A 12141-nucleotide genomic window follows, 5' to 3' on the forward strand; every position below is an offset into this window, starting at 1 on the left:
CCGGACAATAATAATGCCCCCGCCAAGTCCAACCAGGCTGCCGAACAGGGCAGCTGCGACTCCGACAAGGGCTGACATGGGCCACTACACATGATTCACTTCGATTGCCGCGCCGTCCGTTACCCGGACGAGCGGATTTTCCCGTTCAATCCCGCGCCAGTCCTCCATTAAACGGAACAGCGCTTTATCCTTCGCTTTGGCTTCCAGCATGCAGTCGATTCCCGGCGTAGAGCCGGCAACGGCATGAAAAAACTGCAGCAGCGGCTGCGGCTCGACATAATCGGCGTGGCCTCTTGGATCAGATACGCTTTTCGGGCTGGAAGCATGGATTTTGGGAGGGAGCTGTTCCGCATTTAAGCCCAGCCTTGTTCTTTCCCGTTCCCAGGTACGTTCGATTCTCGGCCACAGCTCTTCTGCCAGCGCCTCGAACGAATCGCCTCCGTCATTGACGGCATGATGATGCAAATCAAGCACCATCGGCACTCCAACCGCTTCGGCTGCCGCAAGCGTCTCCCGGACCGTGTACGTTTTATCGTCGTTCTCCAGTGTGACGCGGTGCTTCAGCCGGCCGGGAAGCGCGTTAAACTGCTGAATAAACCGTTCGCCCGATCCCGCCTTATCGCCGTAAGCGCCGCCCATATGAATATTGCATTTGACATCCTCCGCCAATCCCATCGCTTCCAGCATCCGGACATGAAAGGCAAGGTCCTGCTCGGATTTGGCAAGCACCTCGGGCCTCGGCGTGCTGAACACGCAAAAGTGATCCGGATGAAACGATGTCCGGATTCCTTTTGCCTTTGCAAAATCCCCGATAGCCTGAAACGCCGGCTGCAAAGCAATGACCGGGTCCCATCCCTCCAGCGCCTCATGTGTTGCGAGAGGCACAAGCTTGGAAGAAAACCGGTACATCCCGATATGCTCCGCCGCGCAATGTTTTAACAGGCGCAGCGTGTTGTGCAAGTTTTGCTCGGCAATCCGCTCCAGCTTATGGATGCCTGCCTGTATGTCCTCCAGCTTCGCGAAGCTGGTATAGGTCATCGTCTTGGAGGGAGAGGCGTTCTCCAGCACCATGCTCATCGCAACAAAACCGAACCGGATCCGCATCATCGCCTAAGAGCGCTCTCCAAAAAACATTTCATATGCAAGCGCCGTCTGCACCCGCGCTTCTTCTTCTGTCAGTTTGCGCACCAGTTCCATCTCCACTTCCGTCACTTCATCGCCTTGAAAATTAATTTCCGCAATCGAAGCTACGATCCGGACAATGGCAATCGCCTGATTATGTGGCGAGTAAGCGATAACCTTTTGCCCGGCCGGATAAACGCGGAAACCGCTTTTCACCATTTTTCCCCGGCCGTATTCCAATAATTCATACAGTTCCTGCTCGGACTTGAATTTGCACACTGAGTTAAACTCCGTTTGAAATCCCACAGCTGCTCCCCCCTTTCCTACAATTGCCGGCTATCTATCTATCCCAGAATACCATAGTTGCCGTTGTTAATAAAAATCAGGACACAAATTCGGCAGAGCGCGGGCTTCCCGTGCTGGGCGCAGCTGCCAGGCTGCCGCTGAAGCTTAATGACGCTAAATGCCTACTTCCCTTAAAGCGCCTTAATCCGCCTTAATCCGTATCGCCGAATCGAATCGTTTGCTTCTCTGCATGCCGCGCCAGCGCCAGCTCAATCAGCCGGTCCAGCAGCTCGCGGTAAGGAATGCCCGACTCCTGCCACATACGCGGATACATGCTGAACGGAGTAAAACCCGGCAGCGTGTTTACTTCATTAATCAGGAGAGCCCCGTCGGTTTTCCGGTAAAAGAAATCAACCCGCGACAGACCGGAGCCGTCAATCGACCGGAAGGCGCGGACCGCCATCCCGCGGATGGCAGCGACGGCTTCCTCCGGCAGAGCGGCAGGAATTTGCATGACGGATTTGCCGTCGATGTATTTCGCTTTATAATCGTAAAAGTCGTTCGATGAAATAATTTCGCCCGGTAGCGAAGCAATCGGCTCGTCATTGCCAAGGACGCTCACTTCGATTTCACGGCCTTCTACAAATTCTTCTACAATCACTTTCCGGTCAAAACGGAACGCATATTCAATCGCTGCCGCAAGCTCCTCGCGGCTTTTCGCTTTGGACACGCCTACGCTGGAGCCCAGATTCGCCGGCTTGACGAAGCTCGGATAACCAAGCGCCGTTTCGCATTCCAGCAGGAAATCCTCGGCGTTCTGGTTCCACTGCGACCGGCTCACGCTGCGAAAAACGCATTGCGGCAGCCCTTCCTGCGCAAACACTTTTTTCATAAACACCTTGTCCATCCCTACCGCAGACGCAAGAACGCCTGCTCCAACGTAAGGGATGTTGGCTATCTCGAACAAACCTTGAACCGTTCCGTCTTCGCCGTTAGTGCCATGCAGCAGCGGGAACATGACATCAATGGCCGGGCCGCCCTCCTCCCGCGCCCCGTCTCCACCGGACAAGCCGCGGAAAATCGGGGCAAGCGCGCTTATGCCCTGCCCGTCTTCCGCCGAAGCCAACTGCAGCTCCTCTACCCCGGCAGGCGCGGAAGCACGCGTGTTTCCCGTCCGCCATTGCCCTTGTTTGGTGATGTAGAAAGGCTGGATCTCGTATTTATCGTAATCGAATGCTTTCATCACGGCGAGAGCCGTCTGCAACGAAACTTCATGCTCGCCGGATTTCCCTCCGTACACAAGCCCTACCCGAATTTTCCGTCCCATGTTGTGCCCTCCGGTACGTTATTCTGTGCGCCAAAGCCGGCCTGACAGCTACATCAGATCTGCCAGGTGAAAAAAACGGTACCGCGTCTGCTCCGTCCAGGCGTAAGAGTCGCGGTAATCCCAATACCGGTGCCTGCTCGCGACCGTATTCGCATTCACAAGCGGCATCCCTTGCGCATCAAAGGCGGTCACAACCGCGCTGTGCTGGAACCGGTTGTCGCCGTTCCAGTCATACGTAATGATGTCGCCGATCTGCAGTTCCTCGGGCGAATACACAATCTCGCCCCGCAGTCCGGATTCCCTTGGAATGGACAAATATTGCGTTAGCGCATTGGACACCGCCCAGCTGTAGCTCCACCACTCCCGTCCGCCGGCTTTGCCTTTGTACCACCAGCCGTTTTCTCTTTTCCCCGTATAATTCATCGGCGCATTGCCTGCAAAAACGCACTGGGACACGTAATTCGTGCAGTTCACTTCAAAATTCTCAAATGCTTCATTGCCTTCGTTCCAATATCTATCGGCATACGCGGTCACTTGGTCCCGGCGGTAAGGAATTGCAGCGGCGCGGTGTTTGAATTGCGGGAAAAGGTCATAATTTAAATAGGGTATCGTTGCCGCTCCTGCCGGAGGGCGGTTATGGCTGCGATGATCTTCCTGGATATCGGCGATCCATGCTTCTGCAGCAGAGCCGTACCGCGGCCGCCGTTCAGCGATTACCGGCTCGACGCGGACTACCGTCCAGAAGCCGTTGTTGCGCTCCAGCCACAGCCGCTCATACTCCGTTCTTTCTTCGGTGTATCCGCGGCCGCTTTGATCCATTTGGCGGCGCACATGCAGCTTCAGCAGGACGGAAACTTCCGATGCGGACTCGTTTACTCTGGCAAGCTCGGCGGTCGTTTCGCTGTATAGCGACAAAGCGCCGCGCAGCAAATCGCGGTCTCTCAAACGCTGCAGGCGCTGGCCGAGCCGGAGGCAATGCTCCGAGTCCCGGACGAAGTCATGCAGGCCTTCGGCATGCTGCTCATTTTCCGCTTGGTTGTACAAGCCGATGTAGCGCTGTAAAATTTCTTTCCATTCGCCCGGCACCGAAGGAAGCTGTTCCTGCCCGGCTTCGGGCGCCGTCCCTCTCGCAAGCGAGGGGAGCGGATCAGCCGGTACGGGAATACGCGGAGCCGAGCGGTGCTTCGACTTCGGCTGCGACCCGGCCGTTGCGGCAAAACCGTGAAGCTTGCCGCGCTTATTTGCGCTTTTGCCCGTTTTTTGTCTGACCGTACGTGACGGCATCGCAATCCCTCCTAGGATAAACTGGTTCATTATATGAACCGGTCTGCGGATTCATGTAACTTTCCGCCGAAGGGACGTACCAAAAAGGCGCATCCCATTATGAACAGTAATCGTTTCGCTTATTTCTTTGAAGCGCATGCTTCGCAAAACTTTTTAGGAGGATTATTCCGATTATGTCGAGTTCAACTTACGAAAGCCTGAAGGCGCAGCTAAAGGCTGGCGAAAAAACACGCACCTATTACCGGCTTGCCGGTCTGGAAGAGCAGGGCGCCGGTCCGGTCAGCAAGCTTCCGTTTACCATTAAAGTGCTGCTGGAAGCGGCCGTAAGGCAGTTTGACGGCCGGGCGATTACAGCCGAACATGTGAAGCAGCTGGCCAATTGGGCGAACGGCCGCGAACCGAAGGAGATTCCGTTTATCCCGGCACGGATTGTGCTGCAGGATTTTACCGGAGTGCCGGTAGTGGTCGATCTGGCGGCCATGCGGGATACCGTTAAGCAAGCCGGCGGCGATCCGAAGCGGATTAACCCGCTTGTTCCCGTTGATTTAGTCATTGACCACTCCGTCATGGTCGACGACTTCGGCAATCCGGAAGCGCTTGAAAACAATATGAAGCTGGAGTTCAAACGGAACGGCGAGCGGTACCGTTTTTTGCGGTGGGCACAAACCGCCTTTGAGCAGTTTCGGGCTGTACCGCCGGGAACGGGCATCGTGCACCAAGTCAATTTGGAATTTCTCGCCTCTGTGGCGGCAACTCGCAAGGTTGGCGGGGAAGAGCTTGTATTCCCGGATTCGCTCGTTGGCACGGACTCGCATACCACGATGATCAACGGGCTTGGCGTTGTCGGCTGGGGGTTGGCGGCATTGAGGCGGAAGCCGGCATGCTCGGGCAGCCGCTTTATTTTGTAACGCCGGAAGTTATCGGCTTTAAGCTGACCGGCAAGCTGGCCGAAGGAGCCACCGCAACCGATTTTGCGCTTACGGTGACCCAAATGCTGCGCGCCAAAGGTGTCGTTGGCAAATTCGTAGAATTTTACGGGCCGGGCTTGTCCAATATCAGCTTGGCGGACCGGGCGACAGTAGCCAACATGGCGCCGGAATACGGCGCAACGGTCGGTTATTTTCCCGTCGACGGCGAAACGCTTGCTTATATGCGCCAAACCGGGCGCAGCGAGGAACAGATCGGGCTTGTTGAAGCGTATTACAAAGCGCAGGACATGTTCCGGACTGATAATACGCCCGATCCGGTGTTCAGCGATACGCTGACTCTGGATCTCGCTTCGGTCGTACCGTCGCTTGCCGGCCCGAAACGGCCGCAGGACCGGGTGGAGCTGACCGCCATGAAGGAGCAGTTCGGCAAAGTGCTGCGCGCCCCGATCGAAAAAGGCGGCTACGGCCTGCATGATGAAGAAATCGGCCGCTCGGTGACGGTAACTTATAAAGACGGGCAAACTAGCGAAATGCGGACCGGTGCCGTCGTAATTGCCGCGATTACAAGCTGTACGAATACCTCCAATCCAAGCGTCATGCTGGGCGCAGGGCTGGTGGCCAAAAAAGCGGTCGAGCTCGGCCTTGTCAAACCGCCTTACGTCAAAACCTCGCTGACGCCCGGTTCCCTGGTCGTAACCGACTATTTAAAAAAAGCCGGCCTGATGGAGCCGCTGGAAGCGCTTGGCTTCTACTTGGCCGGATACGGCTGCGCTACATGCATCGGCAACTCCGGACCGCTTCCCGATGAAGTAAGCCGGGCGATTGCCGAATCCGATCTGACCGTCGCAGCCGTCCTGTCGGGCAACCGCAACTTCGAAGGGCGTGTCCACGCGCAAGTGAAAGCGAACTACCTGGCCTCCCCGCCGCTTGTCGTCGCTTATGCGCTGGCCGGAACGGTGGATATCGATATGGTTAGCGAGCCAATTGGCTACGGCCATCATCAGAAGCCGGTTTATTTGCGGGATATTTGGCCCACTTCGAAGGAAATCGCCGAGGCGGAAGCAAGCGCGCTCAGCCCGGAGCTGTTCCGGCAAAAGTACGCCAACGTCTACTCGCAAAATGAACGCTGGAACGCGATTGAGGTGCCGCTTGGCGAAAGCTACGAATGGGATGCGGACTCCACCTACATTCAAAACCCGCCGTTTTTCTCATCTATTGGGGAAAAGCTGGCCGACATCGAGGATATTCGGGAAGCGCAGGTGCTTGCCCTGCTTGGCGATTCGGTCACGACCGACCATATCTCCCCAGCAGGCAATATTAAGGCGGACAGCCCGGCCGGCCAATATTTGACCCGGCACGGCGTCAAACGTGAAGATTTCAACTCCTACGGCTCGCGGCGCGGCAACCATGAAGTGATGATGCGCGGCACGTTCGCCAACATTCGTATCCGCAACCAGGTGGCGCCGGGTACGGAAGGCGGCGTCACCACCTATTTGCCGACGGGCGAAGTGATGTCGATCTACGATGCTTCCATGAAGTATCAGGAAGAGAATCAGCCGCTTGTTGTCATTGCCGGCAAAGAATACGGCACAGGCAGCTCCCGCGACTGGGCGGCAAAGGGGACTTATTTGCTGGGGGTCAAAGCGGTCATTGCCGAAAGCTTCGAGCGGATTCACCGTTCCAATCTGGTAGGCATGGGCGTGCTGCCGCTGCAATTCAAGGAAGGGCAAAGCTGGCGTTCGCTCGGTATTACCGGACGCGAGAAGTTTACGATATCCGGCTTGTCGAACGATGTAATGCCGGGCGATACGATTGCCGTTACTGCAGCTAATGAGGACGGCACCTCATTTGACTTTCAAGTGACGGTCCGGCTGGATTCGATGGTAGACGTCGATTACTACCGGAATGGAGGCATATTGCAAACGGTGCTCCGGCAAATGATTGCCGGCATGAAATAGCCGCCCGAAAAAAGCTGCCAGCGCAATTTTGCGCAGCTGCAGCCCTAAACGCCCCTTCCAGCAGACTGGTTAAAGCCGTCCCTTGTTTGTCCAACAGGGATCAGCTCCTTCAACCGTCTGCCGAAAGGGGCGTTTTATTGGGGCCGTCCTCCGATTAATGGCACAGCCGTTTAGCTTTTCTTCTTTGCAAAGGGGCGATAATCAGCTCTTGTATAATGATGAACAACAGCCCTAAGCTGATTGCATGGTCTGCAAAATTGGAAATCCCTCTGCCGACATCGAGAAAATCCGTTACCTCGCCAAACATAAGGCGGTCTATCGCATTTCCGGCGGCGCCGCCGGCAAACAATGCCGCGCCGGCTTTCGTCACCGCCCCGTTCAACCTGCCTTTATGCAAATAATAAATAGTTCCGATTATGATCAGCACAGCCGGGATGACAAAAAACTTGCCGTACCCTTCAAAGCTGCTTCCCATGGCGCCGGAGTTATGGATGTAGGTCAGCTGAAACCCGCGCCACACCGGAATCGATTCTCCGAGCTCCATATGAAACCGAATCCACAGCTTGGCGGCTTGGTCAAGCGCGATGACAAATAACAACAGGATATAAAACAAATGTCTCACCCCTCACCTATTTTCGGCGCTGCATAGGATGCCCCAAACCCGATCCTATTGTTCAAGAGCGGTTTTGGGGCATCAGAAAGCGATTTCTTCGAGGTCTGCGGAACACAAGGGCGGCGTTTCCGGCGGCCGCTCAGCTAGCGGAGCATCGTTCCCATTCTGCGTGCCGCTTCCGCCACGACCGGGCCAAAATCACGCATCACTTCGTTAGTCATCCGGTTAGCCGGACCCGATACCGATAATGCGGCCTCCAGCTGGCCGTTGCGGTTCATAATCGGCGCCGAGACGGCGGCCGCCCCCGTCTCCCGTTCTTCAAAGCTGGTTGCGTACCCTTGCGCTGCGATTTCCTCCAGCTGCTTACGGTACAGCGAATTATCTACAAAAGTTTGCCATTCCTTCTGGTTCAGGATCTGCTCCTGCACATCCGGCGCTGCAAAGGCGATCAGCACTTTGCTCGATGCGCCGGCATACAGCGGAAGCCTTGCGCCAACCGGCGCAACCCGGCGTACCGCCTGGTTGCTTTGCACCGCCTGAATGCGTATCCGCTCCATCCCGTCGCGGACATAAATGCTGACTGTCTCGCCCAGCTGGTCGCGCAGCCGCTCCATTTCCGGCAGCCATAACGTAGCCGGGTCGTCGGAACGCGACAGATGCGCGGACAGTTCCCATACTTTCAACCCCAGATGGTACCGCTCCGTCATAGGGTTGCGCTCAAGGAAACCTTTCTCCTCCAGCGTTGCAAGCAGCCGGTGGACGGTGCTTTTATGCAAGCCCACCTTTTCGGCTATTTCCGTCATTGCGAGATCCGTTCCCGACGTAAAACAAAGCAATATATCAAGCGCGCGGTCAACCGCACGTACTGTCGTTTTCCCTTCCTCCACCCTCTGCGCCTCCCAGCTAATATTTTCCACGAGTTTCATAGAGTGAGACCAATTCTCATTTTTAGTATACTTGATTGGCGCTGCGTCCGTAAAGCCCTTCGAGCGGCACTGTCCAACATTACAGTCATATTACAAAGCATTTACATATTGTCGACGCTAATTGACAGGCTCCGCCTATCGGCATACGATAAAAGAACTAGAAACATCCGTTTATCCTCTCCCGTAAGCCCTCTCCCTATCCGGTTCCGGATTTGTTAAACAACGTTTCGCTTGTACCTGTTTCGGCAGCCACAAATACCGCTATAAGGGTCTAGCAATCGTTAATTAACACTAGTATAGGAAGCGCTTTCATGGGAGACGCCATTTTTTATTTCATAGCACACCTTTGCCGCGAGAGGAGCGTTGCCGATGAGCACTCATTCTACCATGATTACTCCTGCTTCAATGGATGGCGGACTTCCGCTGTTATTTCCGGAATCTGTTGCGCCCCGCCTTGATCTGAAATTAAAACGGCGAATGCAGCGATGGGGCAAGGTGCTGATTATTTTCTCAACAGCGGTGTTGCTGTTATTTGCAGGCGTCATGGGGCTGCTTTCCTATATGCTTTCCTATCCGCCGGTTGCTCCGCTTGCTTCCAATCCGAAAGAAGCGATTGGTCTCGATTATATCGACGTTGAATTTCCAAGCGCAAGCGGGCGGACCATCGTTAACGGCTGGTATATTCCGGCAGGAGGCAGCCCGGGCCCGGCTTCGAGCCGCGTCCACACGGCCGCTTTGAACAACGGGAATGCCGCTGCAAACGGCAGCGCGGCAGCAGGCTTATCCAAAACGATCGTGTTCAGCCACGGCTACGGTACGAACCGCGAAGAATCTTGGGTTCCGATGTATAAGCTCGCAAGCATTGTGCACGACATGGATTACAATGTGCTTTTATTCGATTACGGTTACGCGTCCAAAACCCATAAAGCGCCCGCGACCGGCGGGGCGGAAGAATCCGAAGAGCTGCTTGCGGCTGTCCAATACGCCAAATCGCAAGGCGCCGACGAGGTTGTGGTTTGGGGATTTTCGATGGGAGCGGGCACCGCTCTGCAAACGGCGTTAAAAACCGATGAGATTGATGCGCTTATCCTGGACAGCTTGTTCCTGACAAGCGCAGAAACGCTGTATCATAATATAACCAATTTTATTAACCTGCCGCGTTATCCGGCGATCCCGCTTCTCGAGACGATGATGCCGATCTGGTCGGGAACATCGCTGAGCAGCCTCCCGGCGCCGGAAGTGCTGCAGCAGGCTTACGATATCCCGATTTATATCATTCATGGAACCGATGATGAAAAAGCAAGCTACCAAACCGCGGAACGGATTGCCGGGGAGCAAAAAAACGCGCTTTCCCGTTCATGGATTGTGCCCGGCGGCAAACATGAGCTTGTTTTCCAGGTGCATCCTGACGAATACATTGCCCGTGCAGCCGCTTTTCTGGATGCTGTAGGCCAGCAGCATGGTTTGCAGCAAAACCAAGACGCTCCCGCGCCTGCACAAGCGGTGCAAGCTGCCGCTGACGCAGGCAGCCGCGACGGAGATGCAGCTTAATGCCGCTTCCGATTCAGCTTACACGGTTTACGGCTCGCAGCGCTAGGCACGCTTATGCAAATCGGCTGATGTTATCCCCGCACTCAGCGCCAATCAAACAAGGCTCCGGCACGAATTGCCGGAGCCTTGTTTGATTGGCGCGCACAAAGCGCGGCGCACCGCAGTTTGGAACGGCACTGCCTTCAAATGGGCTGCTGCCGGCCATTGCCGACGTTAATGCAGGCTGGGGCTGCGCTCCCCCCGCCTGCGCCATGCGCCAGAGCATGTATTACTGCTCAGCGAGCTGCTTAATGGTGTGCGCCGCTTCCTGAGCGAATCCGATAGTCGCCTCATAATACGGCTGCCCTTCCGACGCCAGCTTGGCAAAATCCCCGATGGATATGTTCAGCAGCGTACCCCCGTCCAGCTCGGTCAGCGTATACGTATAGCCGATATCGTCTTCGTTCAGTTCGCCCGCTTCCTCCCATGCGGATACATAAAGCGAGGTGCGCAGCATTTTTTCCGGATCAAATGCCGTTACGGTCAGCTTGGTATATTCATCGTGCTCCAAATGCCATACCATCTCCGTGCCCAGCTGCAAGCTTGCTTCTGTAAAATCATCCGGAACCTCATCCCATTGCTTGATATATTCCGGCTTGACCAGCACACTCCACACCTTGGAGGCCGGCGCATCAATTCCAATCTCTACTTGAACAACCAATGGCTTTGCCATATAAGTCCACTCCATCCCATCATACATTGTTCATTCTAAAAGAGTTGTCACGGCATCTATTTAGCTTTCCCATAAATAAGCGGGGACAAGCCGGTTTAACGCAAAAGCTTATCCGCTAAATATTTGGCGACCCCGTCTTCATTGTTGCTGCCGGTAATGACATCCGCCATTGCAATTATCGCATCATGCGCATTGCGCACAGCAACTTTTGTGCCGGCGGCTTCAAACAATCCGCGGTCATTGAGGTTATCCCCAAATACCGTTATATCGCCGGGACTGATGCCCATATGCTTGGCCCACAGCTTCAGCCCTTCTTTTTTATTCGCATACGCGTGGCTGAATTCGAGGAAATAATGATGTTCGATATAATAATCTTTCATAAAATGAGCATGCACCAGCGGTCCGCAAACATCTGTCACTTCCTGCAAAATCGGTTCCAGCTCTTCGCGAAGCCCAATGTACGTCACCGTCAGCGTACGGTGGCCGTCAGGACATACAAGCTGTTCCCTCTCCTGGAAACGCGGGTCTCCTTTCCGGCTCTCCCGGAATTTTAAATCGCCTTCCCGCTCCAGCCGTTCATGAAGCACACATTCTCCGCTGTCCTCATCCAGTGTAAATAACAGCGGCGTAATGCCATGCTTGCGGCCGACACCCATAATCCGGTTCGTCATCTCGCTGTCCAGCCAGTAGCCGTCGATCACTTGCCCTGCAATACTGTCGTATATCAGCGCCCCGTTGTATAAAATAAACGGCTCCTTCCAAGAAATGACGCCGGCTGCTTTGTTCGAGCTCGTGTAGCTTCTAGCCGTTGCATAAGTAAAAATAATTCCCTGTTCCTGCAGCTTGGCCGCCACTTCCTGCGTATATTCGGATACCGTCTGATCCGAATGCAATAATGTGCCGTCCAAATCGGTCACATAAGCTTTTACCGTCATATGTCCTCCCTTGTCTCCGCACCATTCCGGACTGTAAGCCGCCCGGTGAACGATCCGGCCTGTCCTGTTTCTCGAATGTTTTCTAGTATAGCCCACAAAAATAGGATTGCCTACTTGCCCGCGCCCGCCGCACAAAGCCACTAACTTAAAATCCCTTTCGGGTAACCGAAAGGGATCTGGCAAATACAATGCCTTGTCCCTTTTCGGGTAACCGAAAGGGATCTGGCAAATACAATGCCTTGTCCCTTTTCGGGTAACCGAAAGGGATCTGGCAAATACAATGCCTTGTCCCTTTTCGGGTAACCGAAAGGGATTAGGCGGATACAGTGCCTTGTCCCTTTTCGGGTAACCGAAAGGGATCAGGCAAACACAATACCTTGTCCCTTTTCGGGTAACCGAAAGGGATCAGGCAAACACAATGCCTTGTCCCTTTTCGGGTAACCGAAAGGGATTAGGCGGATACAGTGCCTTGTCCCTTTTCGGGTAACCGAAAGGGATC

9 protein-coding genes and 1 pseudogene are annotated in these 12141 nt (G+C 54.9%); 2 read left to right on the top strand and 8 right to left on the bottom strand.

Annotated elements, in window-relative coordinates:
• Positions 1–84: 84 nt before the first annotated feature.
• The 4 genes from uvsE to ET464_RS12405 all read right to left on the bottom strand — a co-directional run bounded on the left by uvsE (position 85) and on the right by ET464_RS12405 (position 4018).
• Positions 85–1104, bottom strand: coding sequence for a UV DNA damage repair endonuclease UvsE (uvsE, locus tag ET464_RS12390; protein WP_129444344.1), 1020 nt, complete (start codon positions 1102–1104; stop codon positions 85–87).
• Between the two features lie 6 nt (positions 1105–1110).
• Positions 1111–1428, bottom strand: a complete 318-nt coding sequence (locus ET464_RS12395) for a hypothetical protein (RefSeq protein ID WP_129441320.1) — start codon at positions 1426–1428, stop codon at positions 1111–1113.
• A gap of 190 nt (positions 1429–1618) precedes the next feature.
• Positions 1619–2734 carry a D-alanine--D-alanine ligase gene (locus ET464_RS12400; RefSeq protein ID WP_129441322.1) on the bottom strand — a complete coding sequence of 372 codons (1116 nt, stop codon included), beginning with the start codon at positions 2732–2734 and terminating at the stop codon, positions 1619–1621.
• 48 nt (positions 2735–2782) lie between these two features.
• Entirely contained in the window at positions 2783–4018 is a 1236-nt protein-coding gene (locus ET464_RS12405; protein WP_129441324.1) for an amidase domain-containing protein, read from the bottom strand.
• Positions 4019–4191: 173 nt separating this feature from the next.
• Here ET464_RS12405 and acnA point away from each other — a divergent pair.
• A pseudogene (gene acnA, locus ET464_RS12410) lies at positions 4192–6905 on the top strand (aconitate hydratase AcnA).
• Positions 6906–7059: 154 nt separating this feature from the next.
• On the opposite strand, the gene lspA reads toward acnA, so the two are convergent.
• Together lspA and ET464_RS12420 are read right to left on the bottom strand one after the other, a co-directional pair.
• Positions 7060–7518, bottom strand: coding sequence for a signal peptidase II (lspA, locus tag ET464_RS12415; protein WP_129444346.1), 459 nt, complete (start codon positions 7516–7518; stop codon positions 7060–7062).
• Positions 7519–7661: 143 nt separating this feature from the next.
• Entirely contained in the window at positions 7662–8405 is a 744-nt protein-coding gene (locus ET464_RS12420) for an IclR family transcriptional regulator (protein WP_129441326.1), read from the bottom strand.
• A gap of 408 nt (positions 8406–8813) precedes the next feature.
• Here ET464_RS12420 and ET464_RS12425 point away from each other — a divergent pair, with 408 nt between their 5' ends.
• A complete protein-coding gene (locus ET464_RS12425) occupies positions 8814–9995 on the top strand; it encodes an alpha/beta hydrolase (RefSeq protein WP_129441328.1) in 1182 nt (393 codons plus the stop codon).
• 268 nt (positions 9996–10263) lie between these two features.
• On the opposite strand, the gene ET464_RS12430 is transcribed toward ET464_RS12425, so the two are convergent.
• Both ET464_RS12430 and ET464_RS12435 read right to left on the bottom strand, forming a co-directional pair.
• Positions 10264–10707 (bottom strand): SRPBCC family protein, encoded by a 444-nt coding sequence (locus ET464_RS12430; protein ID WP_165279992.1) that lies wholly within the window; start codon positions 10705–10707, stop codon positions 10264–10266.
• A 95-nt stretch (positions 10708–10802) separates the two neighbouring features.
• Positions 10803–11642, bottom strand: coding sequence for an HAD family hydrolase (locus ET464_RS12435; protein ID WP_129441332.1), 840 nt, complete (start codon positions 11640–11642; stop codon positions 10803–10805).
• Positions 11643–12141 lie beyond the last annotated feature (499 nt).

The organism is Paenibacillus protaetiae, from assembly GCF_004135365.1.
Taxonomy (GTDB): Bacteria; Bacillota; Bacilli; order Paenibacillales; family Paenibacillaceae; genus Paenibacillus_AP; species Paenibacillus_AP protaetiae.